At 65.9% G+C, this 20008-nt stretch carries 20 protein-coding genes; 12 read left to right on the top strand and 8 right to left on the bottom strand.

Annotated features, from left to right (window positions below; genetic code table 11):
- Positions 1-17 precede the first annotated feature (17 nt).
- A complete protein-coding gene (locus NL241_RS25285; protein ID WP_494395369.1) occupies positions 18-776 on the bottom strand; it encodes an SDR family NAD(P)-dependent oxidoreductase in 759 nt (252 codons plus the stop codon).
- Positions 773-1807, bottom strand: coding sequence for a phosphotransferase family protein (locus NL241_RS25280; RefSeq protein ID WP_494395368.1), 1035 nt, complete (start codon positions 1805-1807; stop codon positions 773-775). Before NL241_RS25280 ends, NL241_RS25285 begins: the two co-directional genes overlap by 4 nt.
- Before the next feature lie 308 nt (positions 1808-2115).
- On the opposite strand from NL241_RS25280, the gene NL241_RS25275 reads away from it, so the two are divergent.
- The 7 genes from NL241_RS25275 to NL241_RS25245 all read left to right on the top strand — a co-directional run bounded on the left by NL241_RS25275 (position 2116) and on the right by NL241_RS25245 (position 10291).
- A complete protein-coding gene (locus tag NL241_RS25275; protein WP_494395367.1) occupies positions 2116-3291 on the top strand; it encodes an amidohydrolase family protein in 1176 nt (391 codons plus the stop codon).
- Positions 3292-3375: 84 nt separating this feature from the next.
- Positions 3376-4551 carry a M24 family metallopeptidase gene (locus tag NL241_RS25270; protein WP_494398386.1) on the top strand — a complete coding sequence of 392 codons (1176 nt, stop codon included), beginning with the start codon at positions 3376-3378 and terminating at the stop codon, positions 4549-4551.
- Positions 4548-5684, top strand: coding sequence for a M24 family metallopeptidase (locus tag NL241_RS25265; RefSeq protein WP_494395366.1), 1137 nt, complete (start codon positions 4548-4550; stop codon positions 5682-5684). The genes NL241_RS25270 and NL241_RS25265 overlap by 4 nt, the downstream gene beginning before the upstream one ends.
- A gap of 54 nt (positions 5685-5738) precedes the next feature.
- Entirely contained in the window at positions 5739-6695 is a 957-nt protein-coding gene (locus NL241_RS25260; RefSeq protein WP_487693346.1) for an enoyl-CoA hydratase/isomerase family protein, read from the top strand.
- Positions 6696-6698: 3 nt separating this feature from the next.
- On the top strand, positions 6699-9071 hold the full coding sequence (locus NL241_RS25255) for a CaiB/BaiF CoA-transferase family protein (RefSeq protein ID WP_494395365.1): 2373 nt from the start codon (positions 6699-6701) through the stop codon (positions 9069-9071).
- A 139-nt stretch (positions 9072-9210) separates the two neighbouring features.
- A complete protein-coding gene (locus tag NL241_RS25250) occupies positions 9211-9738 on the top strand; it encodes a TetR/AcrR family transcriptional regulator (RefSeq protein WP_487693499.1) in 528 nt (175 codons plus the stop codon).
- Position 9739: 1 nt separating this feature from the next.
- The gene (locus NL241_RS25245; RefSeq protein WP_494395364.1) at positions 9740-10291 is read left to right on the top strand and encodes a TetR/AcrR family transcriptional regulator; all 552 of its coding nucleotides are present in this window, start codon (positions 9740-9742) and stop codon (positions 10289-10291) included.
- Here the strand turns inward: NL241_RS25245 and NL241_RS25240 are convergent.
- Complete coding sequence (locus tag NL241_RS25240; protein ID WP_494395363.1) at positions 10278-11204, bottom strand: LLM class flavin-dependent oxidoreductase; 927 nt, start codon at positions 11202-11204, stop codon at positions 10278-10280. The genes NL241_RS25245 and NL241_RS25240 overlap by 14 nt on opposite strands.
- Positions 11205-11395: 191 nt before the next feature.
- Here NL241_RS25240 and NL241_RS25235 point away from each other — a divergent pair, with 191 nt between their 5' ends.
- Genes NL241_RS25235 through NL241_RS25220 form a run of 4 tightly spaced genes read left to right on the top strand, consistent with a single transcriptional unit; the run spans position 11396 to position 13686 of the window.
- Complete coding sequence (locus NL241_RS25235) at positions 11396-12118, top strand: hypothetical protein (RefSeq protein ID WP_494395362.1); 723 nt, start codon at positions 11396-11398, stop codon at positions 12116-12118.
- Positions 12115-12831 (top strand): hypothetical protein, encoded by a 717-nt coding sequence (locus NL241_RS25230; RefSeq protein WP_487693351.1) that lies wholly within the window; start codon positions 12115-12117, stop codon positions 12829-12831. Before NL241_RS25235 ends, NL241_RS25230 begins: the two co-directional genes overlap by 4 nt.
- On the top strand, positions 12831-13409 hold the full coding sequence (locus tag NL241_RS25225; protein WP_494395361.1) for a cytochrome c oxidase subunit 3: 579 nt from the start codon (positions 12831-12833) through the stop codon (positions 13407-13409). The genes NL241_RS25230 and NL241_RS25225 overlap by 1 nt, the downstream gene beginning before the upstream one ends.
- Before the next feature lie 4 nt (positions 13410-13413).
- Positions 13414-13686 (top strand): cytochrome C oxidase subunit IV family protein, encoded by a 273-nt coding sequence (locus tag NL241_RS25220; RefSeq protein WP_494395360.1) that lies wholly within the window; start codon positions 13414-13416, stop codon positions 13684-13686.
- Here the strand turns inward: NL241_RS25220 and NL241_RS25215 are convergent.
- From NL241_RS25215 to NL241_RS25200, 4 genes are all read right to left on the bottom strand, one after another.
- Complete coding sequence (locus tag NL241_RS25215) at positions 13680-14954, bottom strand: hypothetical protein (RefSeq protein ID WP_494395359.1); 1275 nt, start codon at positions 14952-14954, stop codon at positions 13680-13682. The genes NL241_RS25220 and NL241_RS25215 overlap by 7 nt on opposite strands.
- Before the next feature lie 85 nt (positions 14955-15039).
- Positions 15040-15876, bottom strand: a complete 837-nt coding sequence (locus NL241_RS25210) for a mycofactocin-coupled SDR family oxidoreductase (RefSeq protein WP_487693356.1) — start codon at positions 15874-15876, stop codon at positions 15040-15042.
- 34 nt (positions 15877-15910) lie between these two features.
- A complete protein-coding gene (locus NL241_RS25205; RefSeq protein ID WP_487693357.1) occupies positions 15911-17101 on the bottom strand; it encodes a cytochrome P450 in 1191 nt (396 codons plus the stop codon).
- The gene (locus tag NL241_RS25200; RefSeq protein ID WP_487693500.1) at positions 17098-18390 is read right to left on the bottom strand and encodes a cytochrome P450; all 1293 of its coding nucleotides are present in this window, start codon (positions 18388-18390) and stop codon (positions 17098-17100) included. Before NL241_RS25200 ends, NL241_RS25205 begins: the two co-directional genes overlap by 4 nt.
- Before the next feature lie 181 nt (positions 18391-18571).
- Here NL241_RS25200 and NL241_RS25195 point away from each other — a divergent pair, with 181 nt between their 5' ends.
- On the top strand, positions 18572-19198 hold the full coding sequence (locus NL241_RS25195; protein WP_494395358.1) for a TetR/AcrR family transcriptional regulator: 627 nt from the start codon (positions 18572-18574) through the stop codon (positions 19196-19198).
- 48 nt (positions 19199-19246) lie between these two features.
- Here the strand turns inward: NL241_RS25195 and NL241_RS25190 are convergent, their stop codons facing one another.
- Positions 19247-19957 carry an enoyl-CoA hydratase/isomerase family protein gene (locus NL241_RS25190; RefSeq protein ID WP_487693359.1) on the bottom strand — a complete coding sequence of 237 codons (711 nt, stop codon included), beginning with the start codon at positions 19955-19957 and terminating at the stop codon, positions 19247-19249.
- Positions 19958-20008 lie beyond the last annotated feature (51 nt).

Raw genomic sequence — 20008 nt, 5'->3', positions numbered from 1 at the left:
GTCAACCTTTCGGGCTATCAGGGGATGCCGCCGTCGGCCCGCAGGATCGAACCGGTGGTGTAGCTGGACGCATCGGACATCAGGAACAGGGCCGCGCCGACGATTTCGGGCGGTTCCCCGGCGCGCTGCAGCGCGAAGTGTGTGAACGGGTTGCCGGAGCCGAAGTTCCACGCCTTGCTGATATCGGTCAGGAACGGCCCGGGCATCAAGGTGTTGACTCGCACCGTCGGTCCGAAGGCCTGCGCCATGGCCTCGGTCATCGCGTTCAGCCCCGCCTTGGAGGCGGCATAGGGGATGAACGACGGGTGCGGACGCAGTGAGCCGTGGGTGCTGACATTGATGATCACACCCTTGCCTGCAGTGACCATCCGTTCGCCCACCAGAGCCGACAGCCGGAACGGCCCTTTGAGATTGAGGTTGACGACGGCATCGAACATCTTCTCGGTGACGTCGGTCTGTTTGTCGTAGACCGGGGACATGCCGGCGTTGTTGACCAGTACGTCTATCTTTCCGAAACGCTGGTACACCGCCTCCACCAGGCCGTCGAGCTGATCCCAGCGACCAACGTGCACGGCATACGGCATCGCGGTGCGGCCGGTCTCGGCTTCGATCTCGGCGGCGGTGGCTTCGCAGGACTCGAGATTGCGGCTGGCGATCACGACGTCGGCCCCGCACCGTGCCGCGGCCAATGCCATCTCCCGGCCGAGCCCACGGCTGCCGCCGGTCACCAGGACGACACGGTCGGTGAGGTCGAAGAGCTCTGCGGGAAAAGTCATTTCGCACTCCTCGCCAGTTCCGCGGCTTTGGCGGTCAGCTGGGGGATCATCGGCCCCATCGCGGCGGCCACCTGGGGGTCGACCTTGCTGTTGGGGGCCAGCGAGGCCGCATAGGTCTTCTCCAGGACGATGCCCAGCTTCCAGTTCGCCAACACCAGGTAGTACTGGATGTGCGTGGTGGACAGTCCACTGACCTGTTCGTAGTGGGCCAGCAACTCCGAACGGGTGGGCATCCCCGTCATGTCCAGATAGAAACCGTCCGCACTGGGTTCCTCGCCGTCATACCCCAGGAGGCACCAGCCGAGGTCCAGTAGCGGGTCGCCGATGGTGGTCATCTCCCAGTCCACGATGGCCGCCAGCCGGGCCGGGGCTCCGTGGGCGAACATGACGTTGGCGAATTGGTAGTCGCCGTGCATGATGCCGGGCCGGAAGTGCCCGGGCCGGTTGCGGCGCAGCCAGTCCGCCGCTTCGTCGAGCCCCGGCAGCTCACGCACCTGATAGGACTGCAGGAAGCTCAACCACCGATCCACCTGGCGTTCGTGGAAACCGTCGGGCCTGCCGAATCCTTCGAGACCGTGGGTGCGCCAGTCCACGCGGCCGAGCTTGGCGGCACCGTCGACGAGCTCGAAGGCCAGGCGGCGGCGGGCATCCAGATCGGTGTCGAACGGCGGTTGCCATCCGCCGCTCATCGGGCTCCAGCCGTCGATCTCGGCCATGACGTAGAACGGCTTTCCGAGCAGTGCTCCGGATTCGTCGGCGGCGATGAGTTCGGCGTGTGGAACGTCGGTGCCCTTCAGGCCGCGCACCAGGCGGATCTCTCGCAGCAGTCCGTCGAAGCGGGTGGAGTCGGCGCGCGCTCCCGGCATGCGAAGCACCATCCGCTGATCGCCGCGCTGGATCCGAAGCAATGTGTTCTGCGAACCGCCGGACAGCAGCTCGAGGGTGGGACGTTCCCCGATTCCGGGTGCCCGATGCTCGTCGAGCCAGTGACCCAGCGCGTCCGCGTCGACCCCGATGGTTGTTTCAGTCATGAAACCCTCACTCTCGTTTCGGAGAATAGCAGTCTCGGAGCCGAAACCAATAGTCCCCGCTCCCGTGGATCTGTACCCAACGCGAGATCGAATTATCAAAAATGAGAATGGCATTACCGCTGGAAGGGGTGAGAAGTGCGGTATTTACAACCAGGGATCCGCTATTGGACACGCGCGTAAGCTGATAACGTCATTATCCGTCAGTGAGCATGGCGCTTACCGGTCCGGCGTGCGTCGGCCGCGTCATCGCGGCACTCGGGGACAGCCACTCCCCGCGAGCAGAACCAGATCTGAATGGAGGGCCATAGATGTCCAGCCAATCCAGCACAGCGACGCTCTACCCGCCGGAAGGTTTCGGAGCACCCAAGAACCGGCAGGGTCACTCCAGTGGCGGTGGACTGACTGGGCTTCCTGAAGGGACCGAGATCTTCTCCGCCGACAACCACATCTCGGTGGCCGATGACATCTTCTACGAGCGCTTCCCCGACGAGCTCAAGGGCGCCGCGCCGCGCATCTGGTACGAGGACGGCGCGTACATGGTCGGGATGAAAGGCAAGGCCTGGACGGGTGGGGATTTCGGGCGGGTGCTGATGCAGTACGACGACCTCGCCGGCGCCGCGTCCAACAACATCGACGCACGTATCCGGGAGCTCAAAGAGGACGGAATCGACAAGGAGTTGGCGTTCCCCAACGCCGTTCTGGCGTTGTTCCACTACCCGGACAAGTCGTTGCGCGAGCGTGTCTTTCGCATCTACAACGAGCACATCGCCGACCTGCAGGAGCGTTCGAACGGGCACTTCTACGGCGTCGGGTTGATCAACTGGTGGGATCCAAAAGGTACCCGCAGCACGCTCGCGGAACTCAAGGCCTTGGGGCTCAAGACGTTCCTGCTTCCGCTGAACCCCGGGAAAGACGACGACGGCAACATCTACGACTACGGCGGCGCCGCCATGGACGCGGTGTGGGATGAGATCGAGGAGGCCGGCCTGCCGGTCAGTCACCACATCGGCGAGACGCCGCCGAAGACGCCGTGTGAGAACAACAGCGTGGTCGTCGGCATGATGGTCAATGTCGACTCCTTCCGGGAGCAGTTCGCCAAGTATGTGTTCTCCGGAATCCTCGACCGTCACCCCCAGCTCAGGGTCGGCTGGTTCGAGGGTGGAATCGCCTGGGTGCCAACGGCTCTGCAGGACGCCCAGCACATGCTCGCTTCCTACCGGCACATGTTCAACCACCAACTGCAGCACGACGTCCGGCACTATTGGGACAACCACATGAGCGCCTCGTTCATGGTCGACCCTCTCGGGTTGCACCTGATCGACCACATCGGCGTCGACAACGTGATGTGGTCGAGTGACTACCCGCACAACGAGAGCACGTTCGGCTACTCGGAGAAGTCGCTGGCAGCAGTCGTCGACGCGGTTGGGCCCGACAACGCCGCCAAGATCGTCAGCTCCAACATCAAGAACTTCCTGGGGGTATGACCATTGACCACAACCGAACCGGCTTTCACCCAGACACCGGTCAGAACCGACGCCGACATCCCGGAGTGGCCCGACAAGTCCCGCATGTACCGGGAGATCGGTGCGCGGCTGCGGGCGACCATGAAGGACAAGGGCGTTGATGCCCTGATCCTGCTGGGCAACGGCAACGTGGTGTACGCCACCGGGGTCAGCTGGCCCCTCCTGGACGCCGGTCTGTCCCATGTGGAGCGGCCGGTGGCCGTGGTGCTGGCCGATGACGAGCATCCGCACCTGTTCATGCCGCGGCGGGAAAGTCTGATCGTCGATACCGATATCCCTCCCGACCACCTGCATGACGCCCTGTACCTCGAATTCGACGAAGGTGTACAGCATTTCGCGCGCATCATCGGCGGGTTGATCTCCGCGGATGCCTCTGTGGCCGTCGACGAGCTGACCGGGGCCATGCGCCGGGCGTCGACCACGATCTTCCCGGCCGGCCCGCCGTCGGATGCCGCGCAGGTGATCGGGCCCGCGAAGCTGGTCAAGACACCGGATCAGATGTCGTGCGTGCGACGGGCCTGCCGGATCACCGAACAGGCCGTGGTGGACGTGCAGAGATCGCTGGCGCCGGGGGTCCGCCAGATCGATCTGTCAGCGCAGTTCGTCCGGCGTGCCTTCGAACTCGGCGCCACGGCGAACATGCTGGAGGCCATCTGGCAGGTGATGCCCACCTCGAAAGCCGAAGGCACCTGGACCACCACGGGTGATCTCGCACTGCCGCTGCTCACCACCGAGAAGGAACTGGAAGCCGGCGACGTGCTGTGGACCGACGTCAGCATCACCTACAACGGGTACTGCTCGGACTTCGGTCGCACCTGGATCGTCGGCCAGGAACCGACTGCACGCCAACATGATCAGTTCCACAAGTGGCGGTTCATCCTCGACGAGGTACTCAAGGTCACCAAGGCCGGCGCAACCTGCGGGGATCTGGCGCGGGCGGCCATTGCCGCCAACGGCGGCACCAAGCCATGGCTGCCGCACTTCTATCTCGGTCACGGTATCGGGACCAACGCGGCCGAGATGCCGATGATCGGAACGGATCTCGGCCAGGAATTCGACGACAACTTCGTGTTCCCGGCCGGGATGTTGTTGGTGCTGGAGCCGGTGGTCTGGGAGGACGGCACCGGAGGCTACCGCAGTGAGGAGATCGTGGTGATCACCGAAGACGGCTACGCGTCGTTGACCGACTATCCGTACAGTCCGTATGGAACCCGCTCATGAAGCTGGAGATCCTGCCGGACCCCAAGACGCTGCGAAGCGGCCGACGGAACCGGGCGCTGGCCCAGATGGAGGCCTACGACCTCGACATCCTGATCCTGGGCCGCCAGGCCAACGTCCGTTATGTCACCGGCGCGCCCCAACTCTGGGTCGCCGGCACCCGGCCGTTCGGGCCCATCTGCGCGGTTATCCGGGGCACCGGCGAGATCCATTTGAACAGCACCTGGGACGAGGGCATCCCCGACGAAATCGCCCACGATCACCTGTACGGTCTGGCCTGGAACCCGATGACGTTGATCGGAGTGCTCACACAGATCACCGGCGCCGCCGAGGCCAAACGCGTCGGAACCGACGCGCTCACACCGACATTCGCGCAATTGCTGCCGATGGCTTTCCCCAATGCCGAACTGGTCGATGCCGAACCCGCGATGCGCGCCGCGCGCCGGCTCAAGACCACCGACGAGGTGCGAACCCTCACAGCGGCGCTGCGCGTCGCTGAGTCGGCGCTGGCCAGCACCGTCGCCGAGCTGAAGCCGGGAATCACCGAACAGGCGCTGGCAGGGGTGCTCTTCGAAGCCGAAGCGGCCGGCGGTGTCTGCACGCCGGCCACCCAGGACGCCGCGTGGGTCACCTCTCGTGAGGAGCCTGGCCGCCGCGCTGGCGGGGACGGCCGAGTGCAGGACGGCGACCTGGTGGCCATCGCCGCCGGGGTGCTTGCCGACGGATATGTCGGTGAAGTGGGCCGCACCTGGCCGGTGGGGGACATCGACAGCGGGCGCACCCAGAAGCTCTACCGGCGCTCAGAAGAGCTGTGGGAGCGCCTGGTCGCGGCGTGCCGGCCGGGAGCGGCCGCCACCGAACTGCTCGATGCCTACGACGTGGCGGGGGAACCGCTACCGCAGATGCCGGTGGCACACGGTCTCGGGTTGGGCTTCGACCCTCCGGTGGTCTCGCCCCACCTACCGGCCACCGCCGCCGCAGAGCGCCTGGAGTGCGGCATGGTGCTGGCGGTGACCGGTTACGTCTGGGAACCGGGTCTCGGCGCGGTGTTCACCCGTGATGCGGTGCTGGTGGCCGACGACGGTCCGCGGGTCCTCACCGAAGCGCCGTCCTATACCGCGAGTTGTGGAGCGTGACCGGCGCGTACCCCCGCTGATACTCCACAAATCCCTCGAACAAGGAGTGCATGGATGGCGGAACGTCCCTCGCCGGAGGAGATCATCCTCTACGAGAAGGATCCCAAGACCAAGATCGCCACGATCACGTTCAACCGGCCCGAATTCCTCAATGCTCCCACCTCGCTGGCCCGGTTGCGTTACGCCGACGTGCTGCGTGCCGCGTCGGTGGACAACGACGTCAAGGTCGTCGTCATCCGTGGAGTCGGTGACAATCTGGGCAGCGGGGCTGACCTACCGGAGTTCATGGAAGGCGTCGACCAACCCGACAAGCGCCTTGCCGAGCTGAAACTGCAGGATCCGAGTCTGGGGGATATCAACTACCCGCCCAAGGGAACATTCCGCAATGGCTCCACGATCAGCGGGTGGTACGCCAATGTGCAGGCCGGCAACCGGCCGCTGCAAGAGCTGAAGAAGATCAGCATCGTGGAGGCCAAGGGTTACTGCTACGGCTGGCACTTCTACCAATGCGCCGATGCCGATCTCGTGATCTCCAGCGACGACGCGCTTTTCGGGCATCCCTCGTTCCGGTATTACGGCTGGGGACCGCGGATGTGGACCTGGGTGCAGATGATGGGCCTGCGCAAGTTCCAGGAGATGGTCTTCACCGGAAGGCCGTTCACCGCCGAGGACATGGAGAAGTGCAACTTCCTCAACAAGGTGGTTCCGCGCGGGCAACTCGAGGCCGAGACGCAGAAGTACGCGCTGGCATGCGCGCGGAACCGTCCGGTCGACACCGTGTTCATGCAGAAGATGTTCTTCGAGGTCTACAAACAGCATCAGGGTGAGTACATGGGTTCGCTGCTGTCGGCGTTCTTCGAATCGATGGGCAGCGGCGTGGCCAACGACGACGCCGACGATCTCGACATGGGCGAAGCCATCGACAGCGGCCTGGCCGCCGCGGTCAACGACAACGACAGCAAGTTCCCACCCGACTTCCGGCTGAGCAAGTCGAACCGCAATAAGGACTGACCCATGGCGCCGCTCGAGGGCTACACCGTGGTGGACCTGTCCAGCGGGATCGCCGGCGGCTACTGCACCAAGCTGCTCGCCGACGCGGGCGCAACGATCATCAAAGTCGAAGCACCCGAGGGTGACCCGCTTCGGGCATGGTCGGCGTCGGGTTCGCCGGTGGACTCGATCGCCGGCGGGCCGCTGTTCAGCTTCCTGGCCGGCGGCAAGCACAGTGTGATCGCCGACGATCATCTTCTCGAGAAGCTGCTGTCCGGCGCCGACGCGGTGGTGTGGTCACCTGGGCCCGGTGTCACGCCGCAGGAGATCCGGGATCGCCACCCGCATCTGGTCGTCACCACCCTCACCCCGTTCGGCCTCGAGGGGCCCTGGAAAGACAGGGCCGCAACAGAATTCACGCTGCAGGCCTGGTCCGGTGGCGCGATGGGGCTGGGCCGGGGCTCCCAGGACAGGGCGCCGGTCCATGTCGGCGGTCAGGTCGGTGAGTGGTTGGCCGGCGCCTACGCCTCGGCGATGACCTTGGCCGCCCGAGCCGCGGGCGGCGGTCGGCTGGTCGACCTGTCCATGCTGGAAGCACAGATCATGGGCCTGACCTACTACCCGGTGACGTTCTTCGAGGTGCTGGGCCGGCCGTGGCGCACCGAGCGGCGGCCGACGGTACCCGGGGTGGCGCAGGCCTCCGACGGATTGGTGGCGCTGGGCTGCGGCACCGCCCAGCAGTGGTTCGATCTGTGCGCGATGTCCGGCCACGTCGAATGGATCGACGAGCAGTCCCCGCTGTCGATCACCGAACAAGCCAACCTGCACGCCACGGAACTCTACGAGTGGCTGGCCGGTGAAAAGGTCGACGACATCCGTGACCTCGCATCGGCGTTCCGGATCCCGAACTCGCCGGTGGGCAACGGCGCGAATGTCACCACCTTCGACCACTACCAGGAACGCGGTGTGTTCGTCCGCAACCCGCGCGACGGGTTCATCCAGCCCGGCCACCCGTACCGGTTCAGCAGGAGCGCACTGCGCGCACCGCAGCCGGCACCCCGGCTGGGGGAGCACACCGATCTTTACCGCGATCGCCGGTCCCAGCCGACGCGCGTCGAGACCCCCGGGTTGCCCTTTGCCGGGCTCCGGGTTCTCGACATGACGACGTTCTGGGCGGGGCCGTCCTGCACCCACATACTGGCGATGCTCGGCGCCGAGGTGATCCATCTCGAGTCCACCCCACGACCCGACGGAACCCGGCTGATCGCCGGGGTGGCGGTCACCGAACCGCAGTGGTGGGAGAAGTCCCCGATCTTCTCGTCGCTCAACACCAACAAACAGGGATTGACCCTCGACTTCCAGACCGAGCGCGGAAAAGAGCTGCTGCGCAAGCTCATCGCCACCTGCGACGTGGTGGTGGAGAACTTCACCCCACGGGTGATCGACCAGCTGGGCCTGGACTACGACAGTGTGCGGGCGCTGCGTGACGATGTGATCATGCTGCGGATGCCCGGCTTCGGGCTCGACGGCCCGTGGCGGGACAACCCAGCCTTCGCCTACATCATCGAAGATGCCTCCGGGCTGGCCTGGCTCACCGGTTACCCCGACCGCAACCCGTACGAGCCGTACTCCGTCGGCGACCCGAACGCCGGCATCCATGCCCTCAACGCGCTGCTGCTGGCGCTGGAACACCGGCGGCGCACCGGCGAGGGCCAACTGGTCGAGGCGGCCATGGTGGACGCGGCCCTCAACGTCGCCGCCGAGCAGGTCATCGAATACACCGCCCACGGCGCGCTGCTGCAACGCGCAGGCAATCGGGGCCCGGCGGCCGCACCGCAGAACTTCTATCTGACCGCGGACATCGACGAGTTCGGGCGCCAGGACTGCTGGGTGGCGATCGCGGTGGCCACCGATGACCAGTGGTCGGCGCTGCGGGCCGCGCTGGGCGAGCCGGAATGGGCGAAAGGCATACTGACCGCTCAGGATCGGCGCGCTCAGCACGACATGCTCGACGACGAGCTCTCGGCGTGGTGCCGCCGGCGCAGCACCGACGCCGTGGTGGAGGCACTGTGGCCCGCCGGGGTGCCGGTGGCCAAGGTGATGCAACCGCACCGCCAGACCGAGCTCGAGCAGCTCACCCACCGCGGCTTCTTCGAACCCGTCACCCATCCGGTCAACGGCACCGCACCCCACACCACACTGCCGGTTCCTGAACCGTTCGGCGTCAGTCGATTCCACCGCGAACCGGCACCCTTGCTCGGCCAGCACAACCGCCAGATCCTGGCGAGTCTCGGACTCACCGACGACGAGATCGACGCGGCCGAAGCCGACGGGGTGATCGGCACCGAACCCGCGATGGGCGGCCGTTCGAGAAAGGCCAGCAAGGCGGCACGCTGAGTGCCCACCGCGGGGGCTGATGGTGCCGGCTCTCCTCCTCGACTGCTCGTTCCCCGCAGTCGCATCGTCGCCCGGCGGGGTTGGCTACGCTGGCGTCGTGCTCGCCGACCAGAAGCGCACCGCCGCGCAACGCCGCATCATGGCGGCGACACTCGACCTGATCGTCGAGCACGGCGTCGGAGGCACCTCGCTGCAGATGATCGCCGACGCCATCGGCGTCACCAAGGCCGCGGTCTATCACCAGTTCCGCACCAAAGAAGAGATCGTCATCGCCGTCACGGCCGACGAACTCAGCCGCCTGGAGAAGGCGCTGATCGCCGCCGAAGCCGAACCCAGCCGGCCGATGGCCCGGAAGCTGTTGCTGGGCAACGTCATCGACATGACGGTGGCGCGCCGGCGCTGGGTGGCGACGCTGCAGTTCGATCCCGTGATCATCCGGCTGCTCGGCGAACACGAGCCGTTCCGCGCGTTCATGACCCGGCTGTACGCGGTTTTGCTCGACGAGGACGACGATCTGGAGGCGCGGGTATCGGCAGCGGTGTTGTCGGCGGCGATCGCCGGTGCGGTGGCCAACCCGTTGATCGCCGATGTAGACGACGACACCCTCAGAGCTGCGCTGCTGAGCCTCACCCAACGCATGCTGAACCTGCCTGTCGGAGGTGTCTAGCGTGGCAGCGCCCCGTCCACTACGTGCCGATGCCCAGCGCAGCCGGGCGCGGTTGATCGCCGCGGCCACCGAGGTGTTCCTGCGCGACGGCGCCGACGGCTCGCTCGAGGAGATCGCCCGCCGTGCAGGTGTCGGCTCGGCGACGCTGCACCGCCATTTCCCGTCGCGGTGGGAGCTCATCGATGCGGTGTTCGCCGATACCGTCCGGGAGCTGTGTGAGCGGGCCGGCTCCTACGCCCGGGAGCGGGACCCGGCGGAGGCCTTGACGCAGTGGTTACACGCGGTGGGTGAGTACTTCGCCGAAGTCCGGGGCCTGGCCGCCGCAGTGCTGCACACCGGTGGCCACGCGTCCTGCCAGGCCTGCCATCAACTGCTGGCGGAGGCGGGCGGCCCGCTTCTCGAACGGGCGATCGCCGCGGGCGCGGTGCGGTCGGAGGTCACCGTCGAGGACCTGTATGCGCTCGTCGGCGGGGTGGCGTTGGCCACCGAGCATGACCGGGCCAGCGGGCCACGACTGCGGTCGTTGGCCTTCGACGGCATCAAAGCGCGGTGACGTGGGCGGCGATGGACTCCAATCTGTCCACGCCACTGCCGAAGTCGGGTGCTAACGGCATCAAGACCACATGGTCGGCGCCGGCGTCGAGATAGCGTTTGGCAGCTGCGGCGACGGCGGCCCCCGAGCCTGCCGCGGTGATGTCCGCAGTCAGGCGCGCGCCGCCGGTGGCCCGTTCCTCGGCGGTGTAGCCCAGGCTGTCCAGTGCCCGCGCGTAGGGAAGGTCCGGCCGGCCGAAGATCTCGACGACACTGCGCTGGGCGGCGGCTCGGGCGGCCGCTTCATCGTCGTCCACATACGCCGTCAGTCCCACGATGACGAGCTTCTCGCTGCCCGTCACAGACCGGATCTCCTTAACGTACGACGGCGGAATCAAGGACGGGAACACACCGTCGGCGATCTCGTGGGCCTGGCGCACCGAGCGCCGGCCGTTGGCCGCCAGGACAGTGGGGTAATCGACCGCGGGCACGTCGAAAAGGGGGACGGGTTCGGGCATGGTCGCCACATAGCGGCGCAACTGCGCCAGGGGCTTGTGGTATTCGAGGCCCGCCAGCGGGGCCATGAAGTCGTAACCGGAGCCGAGGCCCAGGAGGAAGCGCCCCGGAAACGCCTCGGCCAGTTGATGTGAGGCAGCGTGCAGGACCATCGGCGGACGAGCCCACATCGGGGTCACCGACGTTCCGAAGGTCATGTGCTCGGTGGCGGCCAGCAGCACGGCCAGCTGCACGAAGACGTCTTTACCGCCGACACCTTCGTTCGCCCAGCCGTTGCGATAGCCCGCGGCTTCGAGCCGCCGGACCGCATCGATCTGCTGCCGCACCGGTGGGACCGCGCTCAGACCGATGCTGGGCATGGCGAACCCCACCGGGCCCAGACTGCGACGGACTGCGACGAGGTGTTGTGCGTCGAGCATGTAGACGTGCTCCTCAGGGTAAAAGCGGGGTGCCACCCCACTTATGCCGATGACGCTACGTGCGGGGGTTCGGGCAGTCAAGGGGCGTAACAGAACCAATCCCTTGTGTCACGGCTAGCCGATCGGCTACTGTCGGGTGCGGGCCCCTCGTGGTGTGACGTCCGAGGACGACGGAAGTGGGTGCAGCGCAAGTGAATACCCGCGCACAATGGATCAGCTTGTGGCTGACGGCATTCTTCGGTGCCATCCTGGTCATCGCTTTCGCGACGTTCCCCGGGTTTTGGCCGCCGATGTCGCCGCAGTTGAGCGCCGACGACGTGGCGGCGTTCTACGCCGACAATTCGGCGATGATCCGGTTCTCGATGATCACGTTCAACCTCTGCGCCATCATGCTGGTGCCCTTCTTCATGGTGGTCGTCGTACAGATGAAGCGGATGGCGACGCCGAGCCATGTCTTCGCCTACAGCTACCTGGCCGCGGTCGCCACCGGGGCGACGCTGTTCGCGATCGCCGACATCTTCTGGTTGGTCGCCGCGTTCCGGCCCGAGCGCAATCCCGAATTGACCCTGCTGCTCAACGATCTGGCGTGGCTGATCTTCATCGCCCCGGTGGGGATGCTGGTGGTGCAGAATCTGTCGCTGGCCGCAGGCATCTACTTCGACACCCGCCCACAGCCGGTTTTCCCGCGCTGGGTCGCCCACCTGGCGATCGTCTGCGCGGCGGCCATGACACCAGCGGTCTGCGCCGTCGTGTTCACCTCGGGGCCACTGGCATGGAACGGCCTCATCTCGTTCTGGGGCCGGCTCGGGGCGTTCACGGTGTTCCTCGTGGTGATGTTCGTGATGGTGCGCCGCGCGATCACGCAACAGGAGATCGACGAGGCCGCGGTGCGCACCGAAAGTGTCGCGGCGTGACCACTGTCGCGCCAGGCAGGAATCTCGACCAGCTGATCTGCTGGTGGACGATTCCGGTGTTCTACAACATCTTCGGGCTCATCTTCGTCGTCCTCACCCGTGTCATGCCTCCGCCGCGCCCCGATATCACCGAAGCGCAGATGGTGGCGTTCTTCGCCGAAAACGCGTCGACCATCAAGATCGGTTTCGGCCTGCTGATGTTCTTCATCGGCTTCACCTCGGTGGCCAACGCCCTGATCGCGCTGCAGATCAAACGGATGTCGGTGTCGCCGGTGTTCGCCTACGGCTACATCGTCTCGCTCGCAGTCGGCGCCCTGCCCGGATGCCTCTTCGCGGCATTCGCGTTCCTCGCGGCGGCGTTTCGGCCCGATCGAGATCCGGCGCTCATCGCCATGCTCTACGATCTCGGGCTGCTGTCCTTCGTCGGCTCGCTGGGGTGCTTTGTGGCCCAGAACGCCGTGCTGGCGCTGGCCATCTTCCTGGACAGCAACAACGTCTTCCCGAAGTGGCTTGCCTACATGTCGATCTGGATGATCGTCACCGAACTGCTGGCCGGTCCGGTCTTCGTCTTCCGCTCCGGGCCGCTCGCGTGGAACGGCTCCATCAGCTTCTGGCTGGGCACCGCGGTCTTCGTCGTGTGGGAGTTCTGCATCATCCGCCTGCTCTATGTGGCCATCAAGAATCAGCGTCCCGGTGAAGTGATCCAAGACTGATGACGACAACGACAGCGCGCGACGAACGGCACCTGCGCGATCATCTGCCGAGTGATGTGAGCATGTGGGTGTTCGTGCTCGGCGACCTGGTCATCTTCGGTGCGTACTTCCTGATCTTCATGGTGCACCGGCACCAGGAGCGCGATCTGTTCCTGGCTTCCCAACAGCACCTGAGCCTGACGGCCGGGGTGGCGAACACCCTCGTGCTGCTGGCCAGTTCGTGGTTCGTGGCCACCAGCGTGGCGGTCACGCGCGCAGGCGAGTATCGGCGGGCGCTGCGGCTCACGTTGTGCGGCGGTGCCTGCGGTGTGCTGTTCCTGGTGATCAAGGCCTACGAGTGGACGTCGAAAGTAGCTGCCGGATATACCTTTCCGAGCAACGACTTCTTCATGTTCTACTACATGCTCACCGGTGTACATCTGTTCCACGTGGTGTTGGGTCTGGTGTTTCTCGGTGTGGTGGTCGTGGAACTGCGTACGCAGCGCCGGGTGTCCATGGTGGAAACGGGTGCGACGTACTGGCATATGGTCGATCTGCTCTGGATCGTCATCTTCGCGCTGGTGTATGTGATGAGGTGATGAGGTGACGGCGTTACGTTCGTCCATCACGGTGGTGTGGTTGGTTCTCTCGCTCATCACGGTGGTGTCCTGGTGGCTTGGCCCGGCGCGGCACGCCGGTCCGCCGGCGCCCAGCACCACCATCACCGTCGTGGTCTTGGTGCTCGGTCTTGTGAAGGCCCGGTTGATCATTCGGCACTTCATGGAGGTGCGAACCGCGCCGGTGTGGCTGCGGCTGGCCACCGACGGCTGGCTGGTCGTGCTCTGGGGCGGTGTGCTGGTGGTCTACCTCTACTGAGGCTCGAACATGCCGACGACATCGTGGGCAGCCCAGAGGCCGAGGAAGTTCGTCAGCATCCGTAGCTGTGTTCGTGCCACTTCGCTACCGCTGAACCGGGGGTCGTACCTGTCGCGCACGCCGCTGAGATCGGGTACCACCGCCGCGATGTAGGCGGGCGCGTCGAGCAGCCACGTCACGCCCATCACGGTCGCGTACAGCACCACCTGGGTATGCAGCAGGTCGAGGTCCAGCTCGGGTCCACCGGCGCGGCGGAACTCGTCGGCGAAGTGTCCCAACAGGACGTTGAGGGAGCGCTCCCAGATCTCGCTTTCGGCGCTGCACAGCGCACCCCACAGCGCCATCGCGACGTTCATCTCGCTCACGCAACCCCAGTCGAGCAAGCCGCAGGTGATGGCACCGGCGCTGCGCCAGAACCAGGCGTTGTCGACGTTGGCGTTCCAATGGCACAGCGCCACATGGTCCCTCGTCGCGGACAACGTGGTGATGATCGCGTCGTAGCGGCGGTGGATCAGCGCCACCTCCTTGGCCATCCGGTCGATGAACGCGGTGCTGCGCAGGTCGTTCGGCAGCAGACCCGGGTGGGCGCCGGCGAAGGTGCCGTACCGCGCCACCTTGTCACGCAGTTCGGCGTCTGTCACGGGTAGTCGCCGGCCGACGGTGACCCGGTCGGGGTCGAATGCGAAGTCCCTCGACACGGCAGGGCCCAGCGTGCCGGCCTTGTGCGCACCGGCCACCGCGGCCACGGCGGACAACAGCGCCCGGTAGTGCGCCAGAGGTTCGGGCATCTGGTAGTCGAGGCACTTGTCGTAGTGCGGTTCCACCGGCCCTGTGCCGAACGGAATGCGTTCGGTGACAAGCAGTCCGGTGCCGGAGTCCTGGTGATAGCCGGCAAACAGGCTGCGCGGAACCGCCACGGGTACCGGGTGGTCGCGGCACAGGCGGGCGAACCGTACTTCGAAGTCCATCTGGGTTCGGCCGCGGTCGCGTCTGGGATTGTCGAAATCGCGGGAGAACTTGACGAACAGCTCGGTCGGCAGGCCGTTGTGGGTGTCGGCGTATTCGACGCCGAGCAGCAGTTTGCGACCGGTGCTGCCACCGCCGCATTCAGCGAACTCGGTGATCGCGGTGACCCGGTCCGCGCCGGTCAGTGCGCCGAAACGACGGAACGCATCGGTGAGGAATTCGGGTCCGCCGCGCCGGAGGTACTCGGCGTCGGCGGGAATCGGCAGGGCGGTGCCGTCATCGGGCACCCAGCGAGATGTCACGGACAAACCCCCGCGAGTGAACGCATTTGTACGCAACACGCCGACAGGATCGGTACAGACACGCTCGCTCGCGGGGGAGGGGAAGTTACTTGAGGCAGCTGCCGCCGTCGACGGGCAGCGTGACCCCGGTGATGTAGCGGGCTTCGTCGGAGGCCAGGAACAGCACCGCGTTGGCGATGTCCTCGGGCTCGACCCAGCCGATGGGCAGGGTGTGCATCAGCTGTCCGACGACCTTCATATCGTCGGGGCCCGGGTTCTCCAGGTCGGGGCGGAAAAGCCGCATGGTGCCGTCGTTCATGAACAGCGGGGTGTTCACGTTGGTGGGGTGCACCGAATTCACCCGGATGTTCTGCGCGCCGAGCTCGACGGCGAACGTCCGCATCAGGCCCACGACACCGTGCTTGGCGGCGACGTAGTGACCGGTGTGCGGGTAGGCCTTCAACCCGCCGACCGAACTGGTCAGGATGATCGATCCGCCCCGGCCGCCGGCAAGGATATGCGGCACACCGGCTTTCACGGTCTTCCACACACCGCCGAGGTTGACGTCGATCATGTCCGACCAGTCACCCTCGCTGGTCTTGTCCAGAGTCTCGCCGCCGTTGCCGATACCGGCGTTGGCCACGATGATGTCGAGCCGGCCCAGTTGCTCGACGCCGGCGTCGACGGCGGCCTTGAGGCCGTCGAAGTCGCGGGTGTCCACCTCGGCGGTGTACACCCGCCGGTTGAGGCCCTTCACCAGATCGGCGGTCTCGGCCAGGTCCTCGGGCGTCGACAGCGGAATCCGCACGCTGTCGATCTGCTTGCAGATGTCGACGGCGATGATGTCGGCGCCCTCCTGCGCCAACCGCACGGCATGCGCGCGGCCCTGGCCGCGGGCCGCGCCGGTGATGAACGCGACCTTCCCCTCAACTCTTCCAGCCATGGGTGGTTCCTTTCGTTGATTGGGTGAGAAAACGTCAGTGGACGACGGTGGGCATCGATTCCCACCCGCGCACCGCGGTGGTGGTGGACATCTTCGCGGCGTCGTAGTCGACCTCCCAGGTGGGGAAGCGGGTCAGCACTTCCTCCAGGGCGATCCGGCCTTCGAGTCGTGCCAGCGCGTTACCCATGCAGAAGTGGGTACCGACACCGAAGGTCATGTGCTGCTTGAGTTCCCGATTGATGTCGAAGACGTCGCCGTCGGGCCCGAACCGGCGGTGGTCGCGGTTGGCGGCGCCGATCAGCAGCAGGATCGCGCTTCCTTGCGGCACCGTCTGCCCGTAGAACTCGACGTCACGAGTGACATAACGCGCCAACTGCAGCGCCGGCGGTTCGAACCGCAACAGCTCCTCGATGGCCTGCGGCAGCAGTGTGCGGTCCTCGACGAGCTGACGGCGCTGGTCGGGATGTTCTGCCAGAACCTTTCCGGCCCAACCGATCAGCCGGGTGGTGGTCTCACTGCCGGCGGTGGAGATCACGGTCAGGTACAGCAGCAGTTCATCGCGGCGCAGCGTGCGCCGGGTGCCGGTCTCATCGGTGAACTCCGCGTTGAGCAGTTCGGTCATGATGTCGTCGGACGGGTGCTTGGAGCGGAAATCGATGTAGTCGGCGAACACCTCCCCGGTGGCGAAACTGTCCATCCGCTCGGTCTTGAGTGTGGCCTCGCCGTGATCCACCACATTCTTCTGATCGGCCTCGGGGATACCGAGCAGCATGCCGATGACCCGCATCGGCATCTCGGCGCCGAGGTCCTGTACGAAGTCGAAGCGGCCGGTATCGGCACAGGCGTCCAGGCAGCGGGCGGTGAACTCACGGATCCGCGGTTCCAGCGCCATCACCTTGCGCGGGGTGAACATCCGCGACAGCAAGTTGCGGTGGATATTGTGGACCGGGGGATCCTCGAAGATCAGTGTCCCAGAGGGGATCTCCATACCGGACTTGATGATCTCCAGCACCGCTCCGCGGGCCGAACTGAACGTGGCGTGGTCGAACGCCGCGGAGTTGACGTCGTCGAAGCGGCTCACCGCGTAGAAGTCGTGCTCGGGGTTGTAGTAGAGCGGCGCCTCCTCCCGGATCCGCTTGAACATGGGATACGGGTTGGCGTTGAGCTCCAGGTCGTAGGGGTCGTAGCGGATGTCGGATGCGGTACTGGCGGTCACGGTGGTCACTGGCCTTTGGCAGTGGGCCGCGCAGTGAACTCGATGTGGATGTCGGTCAGACCCCGGACGATGAACGTCGGCTCGTAGGTGAAGCGCCGGGCGTCGGCGGGACCGTGCTTCTCATCGGAGATGCGGAAGTCATCGAGTCGATCGAGCAGCCGTTCGACGGTGACCCTGCCCTCCACCCGGGCCAGCGGACCCCCTGGGCACGAGTGGTTTCCGCGCCCGAATGCCAGGTGTTCCCGGACATTCGGCCGGTCGACCTTCAACTCGTGGGGGTTGTCGAATTTGCGGGGATCGCGGTTGAGGCCGCCGGGGCACAGCATGATGGTGGTGCCCGCCGGGATCTCGACGCCCCCGATCTCGGTGGACCTGGTGGCGAGCCGGAAGGCGCTCTTGACGGGGCTCTCCAGTCGCAGCATCTCCTCGACGAAGCTGGGGATCTTGCTGCGGTCGGCCCGCAGTGCCGTCACCACGTCGGGTTGTTCGGCGAACACCCGGATGATGGCGCACAGCAGTTTGGTGGTGGTGTGCTGACCGGCGGCGAACAGGAACGTCGCGCTCTTGACCACGTCGTCGATCTCGGGGGTGTCACCCTCGGGGTACAACGCTGTGGCCAGCCCCGTCAGGATGTCCTCGCGCGGGGTGTCGCGGCGCTCCTGCAGATAGTTGGCGAACTTGTCGTCCAGCCAGGCAAGTGGGTTGTGCGCCAACGGTTCATGGTCCAGTGCCCCCACCCGCATTCCTTCCCGCGGGGTGGCCAGTACGTCGCGGAAGGTGTCGCGGTCCTCCACCGGCACGCCCAGGAGGTCGGTGATCACCAACATCGAGAAGGGACTGGCGTAGTCGGTGAGGAACTCGCAGTGGCCTTTGTCGATGAACTCGTCGATGGTCTCGTCGGCCAGCCGCCACATGAACTCCTCGTTCTCCTTGAGCCGCTTGGGCGTCAGGAGCCGGTTGAGCAGCGATCGCGCGCGTCCGTGCTGCGGGGGATCCATCGTCACCATGTGTTCGCTCATCGGCAGCTCGGCGCGATGCGCCTCCAGCTGCTCGGTGATGTCGTCGCCCTCCGGGGTGAACGGCAGCGGGGGGAACGGACCGCCGACGGCGATCGCCGACGAGAACAGGGCCGGGTCCTTGTAGACGACGCTGGCTTCGTCGTGGCCCGTGACCGCGACGACGCCATACGGCCCCACCTTCAGCACCGGGCATTTCGACCGCAGGTGATCGAAGTACGGATACGGGTCCGGGACCAGCGACGGGTCGGTGAAGAAGTCGAGGGAGTCGTAATCGGGCATTTCGCAATCAGAGGGCAATGTCACGAAGTCTCCTGAACGGGCTGACAGGTGCTGAGCACCTGCTTAGCATGTGGTCTGGCGCACGGTCAAGGATCGGCAATGTGGCGATACGATGGCGTGCGACGAAAGGGCAGGTAGGCAGTGCAGACAGCGGCATCGGCCGACGACGCGGGGGGAACTGATGACCTCACCTCGTAGACTCGGCGCTCCCGACGCGAAGAACCGGATCGTCCTCCTCGATGCCGCAGAGCAATTGATGCGTGACGAGGGCTATGCCGCGGTGACCTCGCGCCGGATCGCCGACAAGGCCGGCCTGAAACCCCAGCTGGTGCATTACTACTTCCGCACCATGGATGATCTGTTCCTTGAGATGTTCCGCCGCCGGGCCGAGCAGATGCTGCACTATCACCAGCTGGCCCTGACATCACCGCAACCGCTGTGGGCGTTGTGGGAGCTCACCACCGAGCCGGCGGGTACGGCGCTGACCATGGAGTTCATCGCTCTTGCCAACCACCGCAAGGCGCTTCGTGCCGAGATCGCCAGGTACGCCGCGATGTTTCGAACCGAGCAGATCAAAGCGCTCACCAGTGCGATGGAACGCTACGAAGTCGACTTCGAGGAGTTCTCACCCACGGTGTTGATGGTGCTCATGACAGGGGCCACGCAGGCGCTGGTGCAGGAGCAGATGCTCGACATGACCATCGGCCACCAGGAGACGCTGCGGTTCGCCGAGAAGTGGCTGACCTACCTCGAGGGTGAACGCAAACCGGAGTCGAGCGTCCGCGCGCTGGCCCGGGCCAAGTCCTAGCGATTTCGGCGCGCTGGTAACCGCTCAGCGGTTACCAGCGCGCCGAAATCACTTCTTCATGACCTTGTCCGCGGCGGCCCAGTGCTCATCGGAGACCCACAGCCGGGCGAACGCGCCGATGGCTTCGGCGGGGCCGGCGCCGTCGAGCACCCGCTTGATCTCGCCGGCGGGACGGTTGGCCAGGGACCGCGCGAGCAGCCGCCAGCCTTCCTCGAACGTGGCGCGGGGCAGCACCCGATCCACCAGACCGGCGCGTTCGGCCTCGGCGGCGGTCAGGATCGTGCCGCTGCCGGCCAGCATCAGCGCCCGCCCGCGCCCGACGAGCGCCGCAAGACGTTCGGCCCCGCCCCAGGCCGGCATGATCTCCAGCGCCACCTGGTTGAAGCCGATCTTGATGTCGTCGGCGGCGATGCGGATATCGGCGGCCACCGCCACCTCGGCGCCACCGCCGAGTGCATGACCGTTCAGGGCGGCGATGACCGGAGCGGGGAAACCGGCGATCCGGTCGCACACCGACCGCATGCGTTCGGCCATCGCGGCGGCAGCCTCCTCGGTGCGCAGTGTCGCGAGTTGTTTGAGATCGCCCCCGGAGACGAACGCGCGGTCGCCGCCGCCGCGAATCACCAGCGCCAGGGCGCCTTTGGCTCGGTCAAGGGCGTCGTCGAGCTGATCCATGGTCAGCGGGGCGATGGCGTTGCGGGCCTCTGGCCGGTTGATCGTGATGACCGCCAGACCGTCCTCGAACTCCAGTTCAACCACTGGTTCTCCCCTACTGGTATTGGCATTCTCCGATCAGGAGAATAACATCGC

The sequence above is a fragment of the Mycolicibacterium sp. SMGY-1XX genome (assembly GCF_059132455.1).
The sequence above is the reverse complement of the archived record's forward strand: the minus strand, read 5'-3'. Positions and strand labels throughout refer to the sequence as shown.

Excerpts from the sequence above, each read along its gene's own strand:
- NL241_RS25225 (WP_494395361.1), top strand. The coding sequence starts at position 12,831 with ATGACGACAACGACAGCGCGCGACGAACGGCACCTGCGCGATCATCTG.
- NL241_RS25285 (WP_494395369.1), bottom strand. The coding sequence starts at position 776 with ATGACTTTTCCCGCAGAGCTCTTCGACCTCACCGACCGTGTCGTCCTG.
- NL241_RS25195 (WP_494395358.1), top strand. The coding sequence starts at position 18,572 with ATGACCTCACCTCGTAGACTCGGCGCTCCCGACGCGAAGAACCGGATC.
- NL241_RS25280 (WP_494395368.1), bottom strand. The coding sequence starts at position 1,807 with ATGACTGAAACAACCATCGGGGTCGACGCGGACGCGCTGGGTCACTGG.
- NL241_RS25265 (WP_494395366.1), top strand. The coding sequence starts at position 4,548 with ATGAAGCTGGAGATCCTGCCGGACCCCAAGACGCTGCGAAGCGGCCGA.
- NL241_RS25275 (WP_494395367.1), top strand. The coding sequence starts at position 2,116 with ATGTCCAGCCAATCCAGCACAGCGACGCTCTACCCGCCGGAAGGTTTC.
- NL241_RS25255 (WP_494395365.1), top strand. The coding sequence starts at position 6,699 with ATGGCGCCGCTCGAGGGCTACACCGTGGTGGACCTGTCCAGCGGGATC.
- NL241_RS25260 (WP_487693346.1), top strand. The coding sequence starts at position 5,739 with ATGGCGGAACGTCCCTCGCCGGAGGAGATCATCCTCTACGAGAAGGAT.
- NL241_RS25250 (WP_487693499.1), top strand. The coding sequence starts at position 9,211 with ATGGCGGCGACACTCGACCTGATCGTCGAGCACGGCGTCGGAGGCACC.
- NL241_RS25240 (WP_494395363.1), bottom strand. The coding sequence starts at position 11,204 with ATGCTCGACGCACAACACCTCGTCGCAGTCCGTCGCAGTCTGGGCCCG.
- NL241_RS25270 (WP_494398386.1), top strand. The coding sequence starts at position 3,376 with ATGTACCGGGAGATCGGTGCGCGGCTGCGGGCGACCATGAAGGACAAG.
- NL241_RS25210 (WP_487693356.1), bottom strand. The coding sequence starts at position 15,876 with ATGGCTGGAAGAGTTGAGGGGAAGGTCGCGTTCATCACCGGCGCGGCC.
- NL241_RS25200 (WP_487693500.1), bottom strand. The coding sequence starts at position 18,390 with ATGCCCGATTACGACTCCCTCGACTTCTTCACCGACCCGTCGCTGGTC.